At 47.6% G+C, this 22,198-nt stretch carries 10 protein-coding genes; all 10 read left to right on the top strand.

Going from position 1 to position 22,198, the window contains the following annotated elements:
- The first annotated feature begins 55 nt into the window (after positions 1 to 55).
- Positions 56 to 538 (top strand): Cys-tRNA(Pro) deacylase, encoded by a 483-nt coding sequence (gene ybaK, locus NST85_RS22175; protein ID WP_127194639.1) that lies wholly within the window; start codon positions 56 to 58, stop codon positions 536 to 538.
- A gap of 28 nt (positions 539 to 566) precedes the next feature.
- Positions 567 to 1,505 carry a carbohydrate kinase family protein gene (locus tag NST85_RS22170; RefSeq protein WP_341190437.1) on the top strand — a complete coding sequence of 313 codons (939 nt, stop codon included), beginning with the start codon at positions 567 to 569 and terminating at the stop codon, positions 1,503 to 1,505.
- A 165-nt stretch (positions 1,506 to 1,670) separates the two neighbouring features.
- Complete coding sequence (locus tag NST85_RS22165; protein ID WP_307398964.1) at positions 1,671 to 2,627, top strand: 3'-5' exoribonuclease YhaM family protein; 957 nt, start codon at positions 1,671 to 1,673, stop codon at positions 2,625 to 2,627.
- Between the two features lie 510 nt (positions 2,628 to 3,137).
- Entirely contained in the window at positions 3,138 to 3,401 is a 264-nt protein-coding gene (locus NST85_RS22160) for a hypothetical protein (protein WP_127194636.1), read from the top strand.
- On the top strand, positions 3,398 to 4,666 hold the full coding sequence (locus tag NST85_RS22155) for an MFS transporter (RefSeq protein ID WP_341190436.1): 1,269 nt from the start codon (positions 3,398 to 3,400) through the stop codon (positions 4,664 to 4,666). The genes NST85_RS22160 and NST85_RS22155 overlap by 4 nt, the downstream gene beginning before the upstream one ends.
- An 18-nt stretch (positions 4,667 to 4,684) precedes the next feature.
- Entirely contained in the window at positions 4,685 to 5,395 is a 711-nt protein-coding gene (locus NST85_RS22150; protein ID WP_127194634.1) for a thioesterase II family protein, read from the top strand.
- Positions 5,392 to 14,319, top strand: a complete 8,928-nt coding sequence (locus NST85_RS22145) for an amino acid adenylation domain-containing protein (protein ID WP_341190435.1) — start codon at positions 5,392 to 5,394, stop codon at positions 14,317 to 14,319. The genes NST85_RS22150 and NST85_RS22145 overlap by 4 nt, the downstream gene beginning before the upstream one ends.
- Before the next feature lie 22 nt (positions 14,320 to 14,341).
- The gene (fabD, locus tag NST85_RS22140; RefSeq protein WP_127194791.1) at positions 14,342 to 15,568 is read left to right on the top strand and encodes an ACP S-malonyltransferase; all 1,227 of its coding nucleotides are present in this window, start codon (positions 14,342 to 14,344) and stop codon (positions 15,566 to 15,568) included.
- Positions 15,565 to 17,241 carry a type II CAAX endopeptidase family protein gene (locus tag NST85_RS22135; RefSeq protein WP_127194792.1) on the top strand — a complete coding sequence of 559 codons (1,677 nt, stop codon included), beginning with the start codon at positions 15,565 to 15,567 and terminating at the stop codon, positions 17,239 to 17,241. The genes fabD and NST85_RS22135 overlap by 4 nt, the downstream gene beginning before the upstream one ends.
- Complete coding sequence (locus NST85_RS22130; protein WP_341190434.1) at positions 17,242 to 22,119, top strand: HAD-IIIC family phosphatase; 4,878 nt, start codon at positions 17,242 to 17,244, stop codon at positions 22,117 to 22,119.
- Positions 22,120 to 22,198: the final 79 nt, after the last annotated feature.

Here is a 22,198-nt window from a genome sequence, read left to right as displayed (position 1 = left end):
GATTTAAGCAGACAAACAAGTCCTATGAATAGGAAACCAGAAAGGTAGATTGATTATGCAAGTAACGAAAACGAATGCTATGCGAATGCTTGATGCGAAGAAGATATCATATGAAGTCATTTCTTATGACAATGAGGATGGATTGATCCATGGAACAGCGGTAGCTGAGAAAATTGGCAGAGCACCCGAGGGTGTATTTAAAACACTTGTAGCACATAGCGGACCCAACCTTTACGTATTTGTCATACCGGTAGCTAGTGAACTTGATTTAAAGAAGGCAGCCAAGGCAGCAGGAGAGAAGAAAATCGAAATGCTCCCGGTGAAGGATTTATTGAAATGGACAGGGTATATTCGCGGCGGTTGCTCCCCGGTGGGGATGAAGAAACTTTATCCAACCTTTATTGATAACAGTGCAGAGCGACTGGCGTTGATGGCTGTTAGCGCCGGAAAGATTGGCCTACAGATGGAGCTTGAACCCGCGATTCTTGCTGACATTGTTAGAGCAAAGTTTACTGAGTTGGTTAAAGAACTGAATTAGTGTAGTTTAGAAAGGTTAGGGATATCTGATGAAGACGGTATACGTGCTTGGTGAATTGAATGTGGATATGATCGTAACTGGAACCGACGTGATCCCAGAGTGGAACCGAGAGAAATTAGTGGACTCGTTCGATATCGTTCTTGGATCTTCATCTGCGATAACTGCGTGTGCACTTGCGGGTCTAGGAATGGATGTACGCTTCGTAAGTGTTGTTGGAAATGATGAATTCGGGAATTATTGTATCGAGCAGTTGCAAAGTAAGGGTGTAAACACGGACGGGATTATTAAGAAAGAGACCGCGAAGACGGGAGTTACATTATCCCTCTCTACTCCTCAAGACAGAGGTTTACTTACCTTTATGGGAAGTATCTCTGATCTTGCACCTAGAGATATGCCGGAATCTCTGTTTGAAGAGGCAGATCATGTTCATTTTGGTTCCTACTTCTTACAAGACGGGATGAGGGATCATTGGCAGGGGATATTTGATCGGGTTCGGAAAAATGGAGCCACAACTTCCTTTGATACAGGTTGGGATGTTCGTAATCAATGGGTTAGGGAAGGGATTCATTCTCTGCTAGGAGAGACAGATCTCTTTATCCCTAGTGAAGAGGAACTGCTTCATATCTATGGAGTGTCTACACTAGACGAAGTTTGGCCTTTACTACCCGAAGGACATCATGGAGTTGCGGTAAAAAGAGGATCTACTGGTGCAACGCTCTATGGTGAGGATAAACAGCTTGTTGAAGTTAATTCCTATAAGATCACACCGATCGATACAACGGGTGCGGGCGACTCCTTTAATGCCGGACTAATTCATGGATATCTAAATGGAAAACGTGGGCAAGAGTTGCTACTCTTTGCCAATGCATGTGGGGCATTATCTACGCAACGTGTAGGCGGGGCTCAGCAGGTATCATCATTAGAGGAAGTTGAGATATTTCAGATTACACATGCAGTTCGAGATTAGCTAGAGCCGTCTTATAAGCGCTTGTCATCGGGTAACTCTCAGATTTGTGGTACAATACAGAATATAACTTAAATCCCGCCAGTAAGGGGGATTTATTGTTTTGATGTAGGTTTGATTTCATTTGAAAGTTATATAATGAACCTATCATTTCTGGGAGGAATATACGTGACATTGATCAACCAGCTTAGCAGTCAAGACGAGATTGTTGGATTTTATTTATTGAAGGAACTCGAAATTAAACAGACAAATAGTACGCCACCTAAGGATTATTTTGATATCATGTTATGCGATTCCAGTGGGCAGATATCGGCGAAATATTGGGATGCTTCGGCTACCGATAAAGAGACCTTTTTTCCAATGGGGCTGGTAAAGATACAAGGTGTTGCTCACACCTATCGGGAGAGACTACAGGTTAAAATTACGAAAATCCGGCCTGCTACTGAAGCGGATGGGGTATCGTTGACTGATTTCGTTCGATCTGCGCCAATCAGGCCTATCGATCTGATTCATACGATCAAGGGAGCAATCGCCAGTATTTCCGATGAGGAGATTGCGGCAATCGTATCCTTCTGTGTGGATAAAGTGGAAGAGAAATTGATGCATTATCCAGCAGCCAAAATGCATCACCATGATTATTTTGCGGGACTCGCTTATCATATGGTACGTATGCTAGAAATCGGAGATTTTCTATGCAAGCAACGACCGTTTCTGAATTCAGATTTCTTGAAGGCGGGAATCATTCTACATGATATTGCCAAACCAGAAGAAATGGTTGCCCAGCTCGGTATTGTGTCTGAATATAGTGTTAAAGGTAAATTAGTTGGTCATATCTCGATGGCCTCAAATTGGATTACGGAGGCGGCGATCCGCTTAGGTTACGATCTAGATTCGCATAAGGTGCTCGGTTTGCAACATCTAGTGTTGTCGCACCACAACTTGGGTGAATGGGGGAGTCCTGTTCAGCCGCAGACAGCCGAGGCTGTTGCCCTGCATCATATCGATTCGTTGGATGCTAAAATGCAGATGGTGGAGGATGCTCTTGCTACGACTCCGGTTACGGAGGAGTGGACGCCATTTATCCGAGGGTTGGAGAACAAGGCGATATATAGATTGAAAGTATAAACCAATATTGCCCATGCTCGTAATGCATATAGGTAATGTCTATTCATGTACTACGACTATTAACGAAAAATGACTCGAGAAATGGTCGCTTTTTCAAAGTGACCATTTCTCGAGTCACAGTTTAAATGGAATAAAATGCAGCATTCAATTTGTCGACTCTACGGCTGAATGCTGTATTTTTTTGTCGATTTTAGAAGCTAAGGCTTCTGTTTTCCCGCTATACATAGATAGGCATTCTCCCACTTAATATCCAACTTTATGTGTTTAAGTCAGGGAGATAAAGTGACATTCTTTTTTTGGAAAAATGATCGTTGACTAGATCATTAAGCCAAAATATAATGAAATTAGTAATACTTTATTTTAAAGTAATTATTTGTATGAACATCCAGGTCTGTTTGCGCGAACGTTTGCATAATAATTTTAAGTATCCTCTGACAAAAGATTTGTTAGCGCTTTCTCTTTGTTTTAGCGAGTCCATGTATTCAAATAATTAATGTTAGGGGGACATGAATGAATAATATTATTTTTCAATACATGGTTCACAAATTCATCGATCATGAAGTTATCCTACTTATCCTCCCTGTCCTTCCATCCATCCAAGTACAGACCAACGGTTTTAATATAAACCCAATGCTTAGTTACTACCCTCTCGCACATGCTGCACACTTGTTCAATGCCTCACAATATTCGGTGGCTAACATATATCAACTTACGAATATGTTCCTAGAAGAGTTCCAGCACATTGTCGATGCCGAAGGAGAGTGTGTCCAATGAACTCTGACGCTTTAGTAGCTACTCAATCGCAGGAAACAGTCTTGCATTCTCAGCCGAAGTCGCTTCTGTATAATCGAACATTTTTGTGGATTTATGCGGGAAGTACTTTATCAATTACTGGCGAAGGATTCCACTCCATCGTAATCGGTTACTGGGTGCTAACGACAACGGGTAGCGCGAAGGCGATGATGACGATCATGCTGATTCAGATGATAAGTGGCCTCGTCCTGGGAAGTATAGCAGGAACACTCGCTGATCGCTATAATCGCCGAATGATCATGCTTAGCATGGATATTCTCCGGGCGTTGCTAATTGCGGGAGTAGCCGCGGTCTTTACCTTTGGGGAAGGCAATGCATGGTGGTGGTTGATCGCACTGCTGGCGTTGATCAGCGCAGCTTCGCAATTCCATAATCCTGCGTTTGCCTCATCGCTGATTTATATTGTGGGAAAAGATCAAATTCAGCGGGCAACGAGTCTGATGCAAATTACGGATACGCTGGCACGACTGGCTGGGTTGTCGCTCGGAGGGGCAGCAGTCGCCATTTTTGGAGGACCTGCATCGGTTATCGGTGTTAGCGTTGCATTCATCATCTCTGCTTGTTGTGTGAGTATGTCCGGTTCTTTTCCAAAACATGAGCGGCAGGATGAGGAAAAGATGGGTTTCTGGGCGGATTTCAAGCACGGCCTTTCTTATATCCGTACACACTCCATTGCACGCTCGGTCTCTATCCTCTTACCATCGATTATGGTGTTTTTTGTCGCTTCGATGATGGTATTCCAAGTGCTCGCTGTAACAGTTTGGCAGGCTACTCCGTGGCAATTCGGTATGTTGGAGGCAATCATTCCAATTGGATATGCATCGGGAGCGGGGCTTATCGCATTCATGGGCAGTAAGCTTGTAAAGCGCGGACTGTGGGTGAGTCTAGCGATGTTGCTGGCTGGTCCGAATTTGATGTTGCTTGCTTCTATACACCATGTTTATTTATCAATCCCGTTTGTCTTTCTCATTGGATTTATTCTGGCAATCGGCACCGTCATCGTAACGGTAATGTTGCGAACAGAAGTGAATGCCGAATATCAGGGCCGTGTGTTCGGGACCATTGGATCACTTTCTAGCCTCGCCACACCAGTGGGAATCATTTTATCCGGCGTGTTCTCCGACCTATACGGCGCTGACCTCGTATTGATGCTTAATGGATTAGGATTAACGCTAGTAGCAGCGATTTGTGTGTATTTTTTGAAAGAATTACGTAAGTACGATTAATAAAGGGGGGGCGGGAGTATGACGAGATTAAATCTATTTTTCTTTCCATACGCAGGAGCTTCCGCATCGGTTTACGAAAGGTGGACAAGCTTACTTCCTTCTTCAATTCGGCTTGTCACTGTCGAACTTCCGGGAAGAGGAAGGCGCTTCGGCGAACCGTTGCTGACCTCCGTCGAAGAGATGGTGGAGAATGTTCAGCATTTGCTAATTCCGCATCTCGACTGCGGTCCATATGCACTGTTCGGGCATAGTTTGGGCAGTATTATCGCCTATGAGATGAGCCACAAGCTGGACAGTATGGGGTATCCACAGCCAGCCCATCTCTTTGTATCAGGGAGATCAGCTCCACATGTGTTAGAAGATAAGAATATACACCAATTGCCAGACGATCAGTTTCTAGCAAAGATTCAAGCATTGGGGGGAACACCGCCGCAGTTTTTTGAGAATGAACAGCTGTTATCTTTGTTCTTGCCGATTTTGAAATCGGATTATAAAGCGTCTGAAAATTATCGGTTTAATGAGAGACGCCAACGATTGTCTTGCGGTATTACTGTTTTCTCGGGTTTACAGGACGGGGATTATGATCCGTTGCAATGGAGCGAGCATACGACAAACAGATGCGAAGCCTTTAATTACGAAGGGGGGCACTTTTTCCTTCACGAACATGCAGAGCATTTAGTAGGAAAAATTCATTCACGACTGTTACAACGAGGAGGAATAGCGGAATGACAAGTTTAGTCGAGCTCTTACTGATCCGAAGAGACAGCGCCAAAGGGATAATCTTTATTCGCGGAGGGAAGGAAGAAACCCTATCGTATGGAGAACTGTTACAGCGTTCGTCAGCGTTGTTAAGACGTATACAGGATAAGGGACTTCAGAGGGGTTGTGAAATTGTATTCCTGCTGGAGGATCAGGAGTTGTTTCTGACCTGGTTCTGGGCTTGTCAGCTCGGAGGTATGATCCCGGTCCCGTTATCGGCCAGTGCTAGCGAAGAAAATAAACGAAAGCTAATCAAAGTCTTTCAAAAGCTTAGCTCGCCCTATCTGGTCATCGAGGATGAGAGGTTCCTCGGACAATGGAGTGATGAGAAGCAATCGGAAGAGCAAGTTGAGTTCTTTACCAAGCTACGAGAAATGACTTGGGTCACGGGAAAAGATGATTTGTGCGAAGGTCCCCCTGGCGAAATTCACAGACCCCAACAAGATGATTTGGCGTTCATCCAATTCTCCTCAGGATCGACTGGAGATCCGAAAGGCGTCATGCTAACACATTCCAACCTGCTTACGAATATGAAGGCGATTGTGGCTTGCTCCGAAGCGACCAATAACGATTCCTCGCTCAGTTGGATGCCGCTCACGCATGATATGGGTTTGATCGGATTTCATTTGACACCCCTACTAGCCAATATGGATCAGTATTTGATGTCTACAGCTTTATTTATTCAGCATCCAACAATGTGGTTTCAGAAGGCTAGCGACCACCGTATTACGACATTAGCATCACCGAATTTCGGGTACAATCATTTTTTGAACTACTATAAGAAGAATCAAGCAGTAGGTTGGGATCTGTCGGCAGTACGCTTGATATTCAATGGCGCCGAGCCGATATCGGCCAGGCTAAGTCAACAGTTCATGGAAGAGATGAGCTCCTACGGTTTGCGGTCTAACGCTGCATTCCCGGTTTACGGAATGGCGGAGGCAAGTCTTGCGGTTACGTTTCCTCCCGTTGATGAACCGCTTCTAGAGGTTCGAATCGACCGTGAGACCGCAATCGGAGAACTGGTCAAGGAAATATGTGAAGAATCAAGTGAACTTGCCGCTTTGTCGTTTGTCGATGTCGGTATGCCGGTGAACGATTGCCAAATCCAGATATGCGATGATGGCGGGAACCTGTTGCCAGATAAAACTATAGGAGAAATTCAAATCAAGGGTCCGAATGTGACAAGCGGATATTACCGCGATCCAATCTCCGCGGACAAGACGATTACAGTGGATGGTTGGCTAAAGACAGGTGATCTCGGATTTATGCGGAATGGACGCCTAGTCGTAACAGGCAGAAAGAAGGACATTCTGTTCGTAAATGGACAAAATGTGTATCCGCATGATTTGGAGCAACTTATCGAAGAGATGGAGGGAGGGAAATTACGAAGAGTCGCAGTATGTGGTGCTTTTAACGAACAATTACAAACTGATGAAATCATCGTGTTTGCCATTTATCGCGGCAGCATACAGTCATTTGCACCTCTGGCGGAAACAGTGGAGCGGTGCATTCGCGAACGTGCGGGCCACGAGGTTGGTTGGGTGCTACCTGTTAAACAACTGCCGAAGACCACTAGCGGTAAATTGCAGCGATATATTCTTGCAGAGCAGTACAAGAGTGGTCAATTTGAGCAGGAAAAGGAAGCGCTTGGTCAAATCAAGCATGATGCAGTGCAGCAGTGCGAGGCTGAGTGGTCGGAGGATGAGACCGAGCAAATCCTGCAATGTATTTGCTCGGATGTATTGAATACAGGGCCATTGAATGTGGACGATTCTTTGCTGGACATTGGCATCAATTCTTTGAAAGCGATGATGCTTGTATCCGCAGTAACAGAGAGATTCGGTATTCAATTTTCAATCAGACAGATCTATTCTGCTCCTACGATACGCGAACTGGCCAACGTAGTGCGGACATCTGAGACAGAGAGTAAGAGCGTAATCGGCAAGGCCGAGTATCTCCCTTATTATCCAATAACGAGCTCACAGAGCCGGGTTTATATGCAAGAGCAGTTGGGGGGTATCGGCACCACATACAATATTCCAGTTGCACTGAGCGTATCGGGATCTATCGATCTAGATCGCGTGGGACAAGCGCTTCGAACGCTGGTCAGCAGGCATGAGTCGCTACGCACTTCGTTTCACAACTTAAATGGCGAAGTGGTGCAAAAAATTGAAGATCAAGTATTGTTTGCACTTGATGTGGTAAATGGAAATGAACAAGAGCTCCCCGAATTAGTAGAACGATTCGTTCGACCTTTCGAACTGTCGAAGGTGCCATTATTCCGCGCCCAAGCCATCCGGGTGGTGGAGGACCGTCATGTCCTGCTTCTGGACACACACCACATGGTATGCGATGGTATCTCGCTGAATGTACTGATTGAGGAATTCATAATACTTTACAAAGGGGAAACGTTAGGAGCAATCCCGATACAGTATAAAGATTATGCATTGTGGTCTATCCGTGAACCAGACATGGAAAGGATGGAACGGCATCATAGTTACTGGAAGAAGCGTCTCGAAAGACCGATCCCAGTTCTGGAGATGATCCTTGATCACATTCGTCCAACAGAACGGACCTTCGAGGGAGATCAGATAAGATTGTCGATCCCGGTCCGAACCGTTCGTCGGCTTAATAAGCTATCAAGTGTCTACGGGGTCACAGAATACGCGGTATTATTATCCATTTATACATTGCTGCTGCACAAATATACATCGCAAACGGATATCATCATCGGAGCGTTAATGGCGGGAAGGCTTCACACAGAAACGAGCAAGACCGTCGGCATGTTCAACAATTTCTTGCCGATTCGTCAAGAAGTGCATACGGAACAGCCATTCATCGATTTATTGCACAAGACGAACGATACGCTTCTGGACGCGTACGATCATCAGAAAATTCCGTTTGAAGAAATTGTTGCGAATTGTGGACTCGTGCAAGACCGTTCTCGTAATCCTTTGTTCGATACCATGCTTATTTTTCATAATCAAATGGATAGGAAAGTGGATTTTGAAGGGGGGAGAGTTCGATTCAGTCAATTGGACATACCCTGCACAACCTCTAAGCTCGATATGAAATGGGATGTATTTCCGGGTACCGCCGGACAATTGGATTGTGTGCTGGAATATAACACCAACTTGTTTCGAAGAGAGACAATGGAGCGGTTCGCCGAGCGGTTTGTCCAGCTTGTGGAAGAAGTAGCGACGCACCCAGAACGGACGATGGAGAAGCTGGAGATGATGAGTTCGGAGGAGAAGGAGCAATTGCTTCGCGAATTCAACGACACAGCTGCGGAATATCGCCGCGAGGCAACGTTGCATGGACTGTTCGAAGAACAGACATACCAGCAACCTGAGAAGGTCGCTTGGCGGATGGATTCCAGCACGTTGACCTTCAAAGAACTGAACGAGAGAGCAAATCAGCTAGCGCGGCGACTTCGACAAAAAGGTGTTAGGGCGGATGTGATCGTAGCGATTGTAATGGAGCGCTCGGCGGAGATGATGGTCTCGCTACTTGCTGTGCTCAAAGCAGGCGGCGCTTACCTGCCAATTGCGCCGGACTTCCCGGCGGAGCGTATGGGATACATGCTGCAAGATAGCGGGGCAACGATCGTGCTGACGCAAGACAAGTTACTCAGTGAGCTACGAGAAAAACTTGGTTCATGGCATGGCGAGTGGATGAATGTATCGGAGAAGAGTGGGTGCGGAGCGGAGCAAGTGGGCAATCTGGAGCCGCTCGGCGATTCGCGTCAGCTAGCTTATGTGATTTATACATCCGGATCAACTGGTCGCCCAAAAGGGGTGATGGTGGAGCATCGATCCGTGGTGAATCGGTTGAACTGGATGCAGGGGGCGTATCCGCTGACGCAGGGGGATGTGATTCTGCAGAAGACACCGTTCACCTTCGATGTCTCGGTATGGGAGTTGTTCTGGTGGGGGCAAGTCGGAGCCGAGGTTTGCTTTCTGGCTCCGGGAGGAGAGAAGGACCCGGCGGAAATCATCGGAACGATCTCTCAGCACAGCGTAACGACGCTACACTTCGTCCCGTCGATGCTGAGTGCGTTTCTGGATGAATTGGAAGCTCGTCCAAAAGAAGTCTATAAACTAGGAAGTTTACGATACGTATTCGCAAGCGGCGAGGCACTGACGACGCGTCAGGTAAATCGATTCCGAGCGCTTCTGCGAAATGACGAAGGAGCAGGCCCACGTCTTATCAACTTGTATGGCCCGACAGAGGCGACGGTGGACGTCAGTTATTATGACTGTTCAGGTCTGGAAGAGCTGGCCTCCTCAGTTCCGATCGGCAAGCCAATCGATAATACCCGGCTGTACATCGTTGACGCAGGGAATCGTGTACAACCGCTAGGTGTAACCGGAGAGCTGTGTATTGCCGGTGAGGGTCTGGCAAGAGGTTACTTGAACCAGAGCGACTTGACGACGGAGAAATTCATAGATTGTCCATTCGAAGAAAAGGGGCGGATGTACCGTACGGGGGACCTCGCGCGTTGGCTACCGGACGGAAATATCGAATACTTGGGGCGAATTGACCACCAGGTGAAAATTCGGGGTTATCGGATCGAGCCAGGTGAAATCGAGGAGACGATGCTGGGCTATGAAGCGGTGAAGGAAGCGGTGGTCGTCGCGCGGAAGGATCACCACGGCAACGCATACTTATGCGCGTATTACGTATCTGATCCGGATCGCCTAGTCGAGCCGTCCGAGCTGCGGAACGAATTGAAGAACCGCCTACCGGTTTATATGGTGCCAGCGTTCGCGGTGCCGATGGCAAAGTTGCCGTTGACGACAAGCGGCAAGATTGATCGCAAGGCGCTGCCAGAGCCGCAGATAGAAGTAGAGGCATACGCGGCTCCGACTGGAGAAACCGAGGAGAAGTTGGCGGCGATCTGGCAGGAAGTGCTTGGGGTGCAGAAAGTCAGCGTGAATGATAACTTTTTTGATGTTGGGGGCAACTCGCTTACAGCGATGCAATTAACTATGAGGATTCATAGAGCTTTCAATCTAAACTTACCTCTTCGCGATTTGTTCCAGTTTCCGACCATAACAGGTCTGGCTAGCCAATTGGAGAAGCTTGAATCTTTAGAAGTGTACGCAGATATTGAGCCGCTTGAGGCCAAGGAGGAATATCCACTCACCCCAGCGCAGAATCGTCTGTTTATCCTGAACAGAATAGAAGCGCAGAGCCGAGCATATAACCTGTCGGCAGCGCTGGAGATCAGAGGTTTCATTGATACGAGACGACTAGAACAGGCTTTCAAGAAACTGATTGCACGTCATGAATCTCTTAGAACCGCTTATCGACTCAAAGAAGGAACTCCGGTTCAGATCGTACAAGGAGAAGTTGACTTCGAACTGCGAACCATCGATCTCGAAAATTTCTCGCTTGAGGAGTTGAACCGGAGGTTTATCCGTCCATTCGATCTGGAGCAACCTCCTTTGCTTAGGGCGGTATTAGTCCAAGAGACGCATGATAAGCAATATATACTGTTTGACATGCATCATATTGCGGGCGATGGTTTGTCAATGGTTGTATTGCAGAATGAACTAATTACTTTATATGAAGGAAATCAGTTGCCCGAGCAGAGACTGCAATACAAGGATTTCGCGTTGTGGCAGCTTGGAGAGGCATACCAGCGCGGACTGAATAAGCAGCGTCGCTATTGGATAGATGTCATGTCGGGGGAACGGACCGCACTAGATCTGCCCACCGATTACACAAGACCGTCTCTGAAGAGCTACGATGGTGACCATTTTATATTTGCAATGCCTTCGGAGCTGACTGCAAGGCTGAATAGCCTCGCGGCTCAAACCGGAGCTACACCTTATATGGTTCTGCTTGCTATCTTTCATCTCTTCTTGGCACGCAGCTCCGGACAAAGCGATATTACGATCGGAACTCCGGTCGCAGGTCGACCTCGAGCATCATTGGAATCTATGATTGGCATGTTCGTAAACACACTGGTGATCCGAAATCGCATGGATAGCAGTCAAACGTTCAAGTCATTTGTGGAGAACGTCAAATCGACAACCATAGGTGCCTTTGACAATAGCGACTATCCTTTTGAAGAATTGGTTGATGAACTAGGAACGGCTCGGGATTTAAGCCGAAATCCGCTATTCGATGTCATGTTTGTCATGCAAAATATGCAAAGTGCAGATAATCGGATCGAAGAGGGTTCTTTCCATCCTATAGATCTACCAACCGGTGTTGCGAAGTTTGATTTGTTGCTGGAGATTTCGATAGATAATGATGTGAATGCGTACAGATGCAAATTTGAGTATTGTACGAGACTGTTCTGTGTTGGGACAATCGAGCGGTTCGCCAAGTGGTTTGTCCGGCTCGCGGAAGAAGTAGCGACGTACCCAGAACGGCCGATGGAGAAGCTGGAGATGATGAGTTCGGAGGAGAAGGGGCAATTGCTTCGCGGATTCAACGACACAGCTGCGGAATATCGCCGCGAGGCAACGTTGCATGGACTGTTCGAGGAACAGACATGCCAGCAACCGGAGAAGGTCGCTTGGCGGATGGATTCCAGCACGTTGACCTTCAAAGAACTGAACGAGCGGGCGAATCAGCTGGCGCGGCGACTTCGACAAAATGGTGTTAGGCCGGATGTAATCGTAGCGATTGTAATGGAGCGCTCGGCGGAGATGATGGTCTCGCTACTTGCTGTGCTCAAAGCAGGCGGCGCTTACCTACCAATCGCGCCAGACTTCCCGGCGGAGCGTATGGGATACATGCTGCAAGATAGCGGAGCAACGATCGTGCTGACACAAGATAAGTCACTCAGTGAGCTACGGGAGAAACTTGGTTCATGGCATGGCGAGTGGATGAATGTATCGGAGAAGAGCGGGTACGGAGCGGAGCAAGTGGACAATCTGGAGCCGCTCGGCGATTCGCGTCAGCTAGCTTATGTGATTTATACATCCGGATCAACTGGTCGCCCAAAAGGGGTGATGGTGGAGCATCGGTCCGTGGTGAATCGGCTGAACTGGATGCAGGGGGCGTATCCGCTGACGCAGGGGGATGTGATTCTGCAGAAGACGCCGTTCACCTTCGACGTCTCGGTATGGGAGTTGTTCTGGTGGGGGCAAGTCGGAGCACAGGTATGTTTTCTGACACCGGGAGGAGAGAAGGACCCAGCGGAAATCATCGGAACGATCTCGCAGCACAGCGTAACGACGCTACACTTCGTCCCGTCGATGCTGAATGCGTTTCTGGATGAATTGGAAGCTCGTCCGCAAGAAGTCTATAAACTAGGAAGTTTGCGATACGTATTCGCGAGCGGCGAGGCACTGACGACGCGTCAGGTAAATCGATTCCGAGCGCTTCTGCGAAATGACGAAGGAGCAGGCCCACGTCTCATCAACTTGTATGGCCCAACAGAGGCGACGGTGGACGTCAGTTATTATGACTGTTCAGGTCTGGAAGAGCTGGCCTCCTCAGTTCCGATCGGCAAGCCAATCGATAATACCCGGCTGTACATCGTTGACACAGGGAATCGTGTACAACCGCTAGGTGTAACCGGAGAGCTGTGTATTGCCGGTGAGGGTCTGGCAAGAGGTTACTTGAACCAGAGCGACTTGACGACGGAGAAATTCATAGATTGTCCATTCGAAGAAGAGGGGCGGATGTACCGTACGGGGGACCTCGCGCGTTGGCTACCGGACGGAAATATCGAATACTTGGGGCGGATTGACCACCAGGTGAAAATTCGGGGTTATCGGATCGAGCCAGGTGAAATCGAGGAGACGATGCTGGCTTATGAAGCGGTGAAGGATGCGGTGGTTGTCGCGCGGAAGGATCACCACGGCAACGCATACTTATGCGCGTATTACGTATCTGATCCGGATCGCCTAATCGAGCCGTCCGAGCTGCGGAACGAATTGAAGAACCGCCTACCGGTTTATATGGTGCCGGCGTTCGCGGTGCCGATGGCGAAGTTGCCGTTGACGATGAGCGGCAAGATTGATCGCAAGGCGTTGCCAGAACCGCAGATAGAAGTAGAGGCATACGCGGCTCCGACTGGAGAAACCGAGGAGAAGTTGGCGGCGATCTGGCAGGAAGTGCTTGGGGTGCAGAAAGTCAGCGTGAACGATAACTTTTTTGATGTTGGGGGCAACTCGCTATTACTTCTCCGCGTGCAGCATGAGTTGGAGCGGTTTGTACCCGGCAGCGTGAAGATCACGGATCTGTTCGCCCATCCAACTGTAACCAAGTTGGCTGCTTTCATCAAGGAGCAGCAAAGCGGGACGAATCGTCCATGGACTGTGCAAGCAACAACATTGCCCCCATCATTCTTCACAGTACCTGGGCAAATCTCGCTGAATTCTGTCCTTGAAGGGCAACTCGATTCGGCAAAGAGCAATCGTTTGCATACATTTGCTGCATCAATTCAGAGTGATCTTTATACGGTAATTGTGACTTCCTACTTATTCGTTCTAGGCAAACATACACAAGCGAAAGGGATATCACTCCAAGCAGTGTTGTCGGGGCAGAATTTGGTTAGTGTAGAGCAACAGCTCCAAGGAATTACTAACTTCGTTGATCTGATTGACGGTGTCAGTAAGAGCTTGACAATGAGCGGTAAGGCCTTCATCTATACCTTGGACGAGATCCGGCAACGAGGTTTATCGAAAGAAGAGCATGAGGCGTATCCTCTTGTTCGAATGAAGAACGACTGGCAGATCGGAAGTCGGGATTTACAACTGTTCGACATGGTTCTCTCTATCCAGTCAGAGCAGCATCGCATTGAACTCAGTCTTGATTACAACGGTAGGAGAATGAGAAGGGAGAAGATGAAGGTAATACTTTCAGATCTCATGAAATTCCTAGTCTACCTATCCGAACAAAGTATGCAGAAGGAAGGCACAATGTGAGGAAATAAAGGAGGGATGGAAAATGAAGCGATTGGCCGTTTTGTTTCCAGGTCAAGGTTCACAGTACAACGGAATGATGAGAGAAAATTATGATCTATACCCGATTGTCAGGCAAACTTTCGAGGAGGCTTCAGATACTTTGGGTTACGATATGGCGACCCTTTGCTTCGATGGCGAAGAAGAGCGGCTTGCTCAGTCGGAAGTGACACAACCTGCTCTTCTGACGGTCGGGTTAGCCTCATTCCGTCTATTCGTCCAAGAGACCCAAATACAGCCGACTGCTGCAGCAGGGCACAGCTTGGGAGAATATACCGCGCTGACTTGCGCAGGTGTACTGAGATTCGCAGACGCGCTTCAACTGGTTAGAGAAAGAGGCCGGCTCATGCTGGAAGCTTCGACTTCTGGACTGGGTAGAATGGCCGCGGTAAGCGGAATTCATGCGGATAAAATCATTCGGATTGTGGAACGGATCGAGAACGGATCGAAACGGCCGACAATTGCCTGCTTCAACTCGTCTCAGCAGATAGTACTTTCTGGAACGATAGAAGCGATGACAACAGTCGAAGAACTGCTGAGTGCTGAAGGAGTTAAGATGTCTTCGCTTAAAGTGAGCGGTGCTTTTCATAGCCCGCACATGGCAACGGCGGCGGATAAATTTGAAGATTTGCTTAGTCGTTGCCTATTTGGCAAATTCGACTTTCCTGTCATTTCGAATATTGAGGCAAAGCCGTACGGTATGGAAACGGAGGATATCATTCAAAACTTGAAACGTCAGATGACTGAGCCCGTTCATTGGCGACAAACAATGGCCTGCTTGTTGAATCGTAGCATCGATGCAGCTGTGGAGCTTGCTCCTCGAAAAACGCTGACCAGGCTGTTCAAGGCAGACTATCCTTCTTTTCCTGCATATTCTCTGGAAGATCAGGCTGACCGTGAAATTGTCTTCTCCTCGTCCTTCAAGGCAGAATACGGGTATTCACACCGGGATATGTTGGCGCAATACCTAGCGACAGCGGTGTCCATCAGAAATCGCTGCATGGATGATCAAGCTTACAAGGAGTATGTGGTTGCCCCGTACCGACAAATCGAAAACCTACTACTGAGTCTTGAACGGGACAATGCGGAGCCTTCCATAGATCAGCTTCATAAAGCCTTAACCGTGCTGAAGAATATCGTCCTAGCAAAAGGGGCAGCGGAAGAAGAATACCCATATCCACGAATTGAGATGGAAAGGATGTTATCACGATGATGAGGAAATTCGGATTCATGATTTTAAAAGTGGCTATTTTGCTAGGACTGTATTTAATCGTATTTGAGGTACAGGAGTTAATCATGGCGCAAAATGAATCCTACAAAAAACTGCTAGAAAGCAACGTGCCCGTATGGCTTATGATCAATTTCTGTTCAATCTATCTATTGCTCCTGATTGTCTATGGCATTCGAAATCGGATGGGGAAAAAGAAGAAAACTACACTCTTTGAAGCGGCTGGTTTCCGGCAGTTGAGGGGAAAGGATTTGCTGTTGTCGTTAACGATTGCGGTTGGCTGCACGTTCGTATTTTTTGGACTGATGAAGTTCCCTTTCCTTCCACAACAAGCTCTGGATCAAATGAAAGCATACGTGGATATTTTTGGGCAAGCGGAACGGTTTATTTTTGTATTGATCGGGGTTGGGCTGGTTGGAGCATTCATGGAGGAGATTTTCTTCAGGGGACTCGTATTTAACCAACTGCGAGGTGCGTTACCATTCGGCGCCGCATACTTGCTTCAAGCCGGTATTTATGCCATTTTCCAACCGAATTTAACGATATCCGTTATCGCCTTCTTTCTAGCACTTATTTATGGATTTATTTATACCAAAACAGGTTCGGTCTGGTCGACCATTACCATTGCAGTCGTTATGAATGTACTAATCGTTAGCACGAAGGAAGTCGGTTTGATTGACCGCATTGCACAAGGTAGCTTGCTTGCTTATGTGATTTTGCTTACTGGATTCGGGTGCATAATTCTAGGATTGCTGCAAGTTGCTAAGCGTACACCTCAGACGGAGACAGCAAGTTCGGAACTCGTAGCAAAGCTGAAGCCCTATCTGGTTATGGGTGGGCGGTTAGGTTTGTATATCGCAATCTACTTTGCGGTTTTACAACCCCTCGTACATCTATGGTACAACGTGCTGACAGAGATCGATGCGATCCGCCCATGGTTAACGGCCGCTCGAAACAGCAGTTGGGGTCTCGTACTGAACGATATCGTTGCGATTCCAATCTATTATTTCATTCTACGAAGATATCAGAAGAGAGATCTGATCCGCGAATGTAAATTTGACAAAATCTCATTCAATAGCGTCTGGAAGATCGCTTTGCTCTCAATTTGCATGGGGTTATGGGTGACTAGCATGGTGAAGATTCCGGCTGTGGCGGATACGTTCCCTCAATTTGAACAATTATTCAGTTCATTGGTTGGCGGAGCTCCTTTTACTTTTATTGTGTTCTTGATCGTTCATTCGATTTATAAGGAGGTTCTATTCAGAGGGCTGGTCTTCAATGAGCTGAATGCTGTGTTGCCACTTGGCATCGTTCTGGTTGGTAATGCCTTTATTTACGGCATTCTCTTCTTCAAGCTTGATCCGGCGCTAACGCTCTATGGAGGTATGGGTACAATCATCTTCGCCTTGCTATATTTTTGGTATCGATCACTCTGGGCACCAATTATTGCGGAAATCGGGTTATTCGCTACGTATTATATTGCTCGAAACTTGTACAGCCATTTTGATGTTGCGTTTAATGGTTATTTCGTTGTACTCATCGTCGTATGCTCACTGGTTGTACCTCCGCTAATGTACCGCTTGTGGAAACAAAGACCGTATGGCGAGTCGAGTATTATACGTACAGGTAAAATCCAACTAGAGGCAGGAGGGAAATAGATGATCGATTTAGGCGGTTTCTCGTTTGACACGGAAGAAGATGTTACTGAAAAGATGGAGGTCAAAGAAAGCTCTCTTCAGGATATCGCCGTGATCGGGATGTCCGTATGTCTTCCAGGGGCCGATAATATCGATCAATTCTGGCGCGATCTGGCCGAAGGCAAGGATTTCGTCATCCCTTTTCCCAATGAGAGAAAATTGGATATGAATGAGTATGCGAAGCAGGTCGGGCTCGATCCTGATCATACGGTCTTCTTCAAAGGTGCATACCTGCAGGAAATAGATAAGTTCGATTATAAATTTTTCTGCTTGTCTCCCCGAGAGGCAAGCTTAATGAACCCGAACCAGCGCATCTTCCTGGAGACGGCATGGAAAACCATTGAAGATGCCGGATATGGGGGAGGTCAGCTGAAAGGGACCAAGACTGGCGTATACCTAGGATACTGTGCAGATGCGTTCCACGATTATAAAAGATTGATAGAAAGCGCCGATCCTTCAGGTATTTCGATAGCTGTGCCTGGAAACCTGTCTTCTATCATCGCGAGCCGTATCTCTTATTTACTGGATTTGAAAGGACCTGCCATCACAGTGGATACGGCTTGCTCTTCGTCGCTCGTTGCGATACATCTCGCTTGCCAGGCATTACGGAGTGGGGACTGTGATACGGCATTGGCTGGAAGTGTTAAGACGCTTATCTTCCCTGCGGATACGGGAATGCGGATAGGTATCGAGTCGTCTGACGGCAGAGCAAAACCGTTCGATCATGGGTCGGACGGGACGGGGATGGGCGAAGGAACTGCCGCGGTCCTTCTTAAGCCGCTTGCCCGTGCAATAGCGGATGGAGATTCTATCTACGCGGTGATTAAAGGCTCGGCTGTCAATCAGGATGGAAGTTCTATCGGTATTTCCGCACCGAATGTGACGGCTCAGGAAGAAGTGATAGTCGAGGCGTGGATGAATGCGGGGATCGACCCGGAGACCATCTCCTATATCGAGGCACACGGGACAGGGACAAAACTCGGAGATCCAATCGAAATTGAAGGAATCAATCGGGCTTTCAGAAGATATACATCACGCCGTCAGTTCTGCGCGATAGGGGCGGTCAAATCGAATCTTGGTCATCTCGACAATGCTGCAGGTATCGTCGGTTTCGTGAAAGCTTGTCTGTCGCTGAATAATAAACAGCTTCCGCCAAGCCTACACTTTAATCGGCCAAACGTATCCATCGACTTCATCGAATCCGCAGTTTATGTCAATCGCAAGCTAGCGGATTGGGAGGACGAGGGACATCCGAGACGATGCGGGGTCAGTTCATTTGGCCTAAGTGGAACGAACTGTCATGTTGTCTTGGAGGAAGCCCAAGATGGACATTATACGGACGCTCTGGGTCATATTCCTTATTCGCAGGAAGAGCATCTTTTTACGCTTTCGGCGCAAAGCTTATCCTCGTTGTCTCGATTGGTAGTCTCATATGTTGAGATGCTGGCTCGGGTGGACGAAACCTGGAGCATTAGGGATATTTGCTATACGTCTAACGTAGGCAGAGGCCATTACAGCTATCGGTTGGCATTCGTCGTTAACAGTGTAGGTGTACTCAGGGATAAACTTAGAGAACTCCAAGGAGATTCCTTGAAATTGATTACAGCAAGCCCCTCAGCATCCACATTATCGAGCAACGAGAATTTGAAAGAACGCTCGCTTCATGAATGGTGCGAGCTATACATCGGGGGAGCGGATATTCCGTGGCGTATGCTTTATCGGAACGGTAAGTACCGTAGAGTTCATTTGCCGTCGTATCAGTTCGATAAATATCGTTCATGGGTGGAGAACACCTATACGCTGCAAGCTATAGCACCGGTACGAGAGAAGGTACAGGATCTTCGAAGGGCGAAGCTGACGGGGCGATCTGACGGACAATATTCCCAATTAGAACAGCTGGTCGGGAACGTGTGGGTGAATGTTCTCGGATTTACGGAACTAAACATAAACGACCATTTCTATAGTTTGGGCGGGGATTCGATTCTAGCTTATCAAATTGCTGTTAAGTTGACTGAGCAAATTGGAAAGCCAATAGAGGTCGTTGACGTGCTAAGATGCGAGACCGTGTTACAGTTAGCTGCTCAACTGGAGCAGCAAGGAGGAAGCTCTGATTTGCAACTTGCAGAGCTCGAAGAAGAAGAGTTATCTAACGAATCGATTGGTATTAGTAAAAAGAAATATGAGCTCACCTCGTCTCAGCTTCGGATCTTTGTCCAAGAGCAAGTAGGTGGAATCGGTACGAGTTATAATATGCCGCTTGCCTTTCGAGTCAGAGGCGAGTTAAACCACATTGAGCTGAGACGAGCGCTGAGTAAGCTTATTGATCGGCATGAAGCACTTCGCACAATCTTTAACATGGATAAAGGAGTCCCGGAGCAAATCATTCAGGAAACCGCGGAGCTGGAGTTAGAGCGATTTGAAGGGGATGCCGGAGCGATTGGCGACATCATAACCCGGTTTGTCCGGCCTTTCGATCTTAAGAGCGCTCCACTGTTCAGAGCAGGGTTGATCTATTGCGGTGCGGAAGAGCATGTGTTGCTGATTGATTCACATCATCTTGTATCGGACGGTTTCTCTACAGCGATCCTGGTCAAAGAGTTCTTCGAGCTTTACCAGGGCAAGAACCTAGCAACTCCGGTCTATCAATACAGGAATTACGTAGAATGGCACACTCAGTTCGCTGGCTCCGAAGCGATGGTCAAGCAGGAGAAGTTCTGGCAGAACGAACTAGTCAACTTGGGCAGCCCGCTTCGTTTGCCACTCGATCGTCCACGACCGTCGATCAAGACCTTCGACGGAGGCCAAGTCGGCTTTCGCATTGACGAATTAACGAGTGAGCGATTAAGAACAGCAGCAGCATCGAACCATACGACTCCGAATGTACTGCTTCTTGCATTGTATGGTCTAGCGATTCTTAAATATACGGACCAGCAGGAAGTCACCATCGGGTCGATAGTTTCCGGCCGGCAAAGACCTGGGCAGGAAAACTGCGTCGGTATGTTCATCAACTTTATCCCATTGATTCTCAGGGCAGAGCCCGATTGGTCGATTCAGCAATATATCGAGGCAGTGAAGTGCGTTACTTCAGTCTATTACGAACATCAAGATGTTCCATTCGAACGAATGGTGGATTTCCTCCAGCAGTCTGTTGATCGCTCCCGCAATCCGATCTATGACACGATGCTGGTATTTCATAATGAGTACAGAATGACAGGCTCTGACAGGATGAGTGTCGAAGGGCTGATCTTTGAGCCTATTGAGATTGAGGTAAACACGGCAACTCTTGATGTCAAGCTGGATGTGTTTCTCACACGAGAAGGGCATCTGGACTGCAAGCTGAATTTTAACGTGGAACTGTTCGAAGAGCGGACAATGCTGCGGTTTATCGCAGACTTCCAGAGGTTGATCGCCGATGTTCTAAACGAACCGCATCAACTTGTTGAGGATTTAAGGTTGTTTAACGAACAGGAAGCCTATGAGATGGCCGAGAGAAGGAAGCTGAACGATGGCCCAGTGGCCTTAGTCATGGACAAGCGAGTCGTCGTTAACGCCACTTTTACTTCAGAGCCGATTGAAGGGCATCTACGCTGGTGGACGCGTGAATTTAAGCTACCGGTTGAGGTACAATTCGGCGGTTACAATCAAGTATTTCAACAATTACTCAGTCCATCGGACCAGATAGAAGGCGGAAACGGTTGCCGAGTGATGCTTATCCGCTTCGAAGATTTAATCAGACAGTTCGAAAAGGAAAGTACGGTAGTGTTCGAAGAGCTTGAACGTCAATTTGAGGATCTGCTGCGGATTATTCAGGTGGCCGATAAGCCTGTCCCTTACCTGTTCGGCATATTTCCGACAGCGACCCATCTGGGATATGAGGATTCGTTGATCGGTTATATCGATCAATTATATGAGCGATGGAAGCAGGTGCTCGAGAGCATCGACCAAGTATATACCGTCGATTTTCGCGAAGCTGTGAGGAACTATTCAGTTCGCGAAGTGTTCGATCCGATAGCGGATCGGGCCGGTCATATGCCATTCAGCGAGGAATTTTACGCGGTCATGGGCACGTTGCTTGCACGCAAGGTCATATCGATGTATTCAGCGCCGTTCAAAGTGATTGCGCTGGATTGCGACAACACGTTGTGGCAAGGCGTTTGCGGCGAGGATGGGCCACTTGGCGTCAAGATCGAAGCTCCGCATTTGCTGCTGCAAAGCTGGATGCTGGAGAGGGCACAGGATGGGCAACTGTTAACATTGTGCAGTAAAAATAATGAGGACGATGTATGGGCCGTATTCGATCAAAATCCGCAAATGCTGTTGAAGAAAGAGCATTTTGCTCATTGGGCAATCAACTGGTTTCCCAAATCGGATAATTTGAAACAGATGTTGAAGGATTTGAATATTGGGATCGATAGCGTTGTTTTTATCGATGACAATCCTCTTGAATGCTCGGAGGTTATGCAGAACGCGCCGGATGTACTGACGATTCGACTACCGATTAATAACCGATACATGTCTGAATTTCTCTCGCACATATGGGCATGGGACCGCATGAAAGTTACCGATGAGGATCGGATGAGAACTCAATTATACGCAGAGGAGCGCGATCGTAGAGTCGAAAGGGAATCATCGTCAGTATCATTGGATGATTTCCTGCATGGTTTAGAGCTAAGGATGAGTATGCGTACAGTCGATGCTACAGAGATTGAGCGAGCATCCCAATTGATGCAGCGAACGAATCAATTCAACTTGAACGGAATCCGCATGACGGCAGAAGAGCTGAATGATTCACGGCGGAAAGATAATACGTGGTGTTGGGTAGTGGAAGCATCCGACTGATTCGGCGATTACGGAATTGTAGGTGTTGTGATTGCTGCGTCCGAACAGTTACGGCTTCGGGTAGACAGATTCCTGTTAA

Source organism: Paenibacillus sp. FSL K6-2524 (assembly GCF_038005525.1).
In the GTDB taxonomy this organism is placed as follows: Bacteria; Bacillota; Bacilli; order Paenibacillales; family Paenibacillaceae; genus Fontibacillus; species Fontibacillus anaericanus.
The sequence above is the reverse complement of the archived record's forward strand: the minus strand, read 5'-3'. Positions and strand labels throughout refer to the sequence as shown.

What these genes read in the sequence shown, in the direction of transcription:
- NST85_RS22155 (WP_341190436.1), top strand. Translation starts at nt 3,398, where the DNA reads ATGAACTCTGACGCTTTAGTAGCTACTCAATCGCAGGAAACAGTCTTG.
- NST85_RS22150 (WP_127194634.1), top strand. Translation starts at nt 4,685, where the DNA reads ATGACGAGATTAAATCTATTTTTCTTTCCATACGCAGGAGCTTCCGCA.
- NST85_RS22130 (WP_341190434.1), top strand. Translation starts at nt 17,242, where the DNA reads ATGATCGATTTAGGCGGTTTCTCGTTTGACACGGAAGAAGATGTTACT.
- NST85_RS22135 (WP_127194792.1), top strand. Translation starts at nt 15,565, where the DNA reads ATGATGAGGAAATTCGGATTCATGATTTTAAAAGTGGCTATTTTGCTA.
- fabD (WP_127194791.1), top strand. Translation starts at nt 14,342, where the DNA reads ATGAAGCGATTGGCCGTTTTGTTTCCAGGTCAAGGTTCACAGTACAAC.
- NST85_RS22170 (WP_341190437.1), top strand. Translation starts at nt 567, where the DNA reads ATGAAGACGGTATACGTGCTTGGTGAATTGAATGTGGATATGATCGTA.
- ybaK (WP_127194639.1), top strand. Translation starts at nt 56, where the DNA reads ATGCAAGTAACGAAAACGAATGCTATGCGAATGCTTGATGCGAAGAAG.
- NST85_RS22145 (WP_341190435.1), top strand. Translation starts at nt 5,392, where the DNA reads ATGACAAGTTTAGTCGAGCTCTTACTGATCCGAAGAGACAGCGCCAAA.
- NST85_RS22160 (WP_127194636.1), top strand. Translation starts at nt 3,138, where the DNA reads ATGAATAATATTATTTTTCAATACATGGTTCACAAATTCATCGATCAT.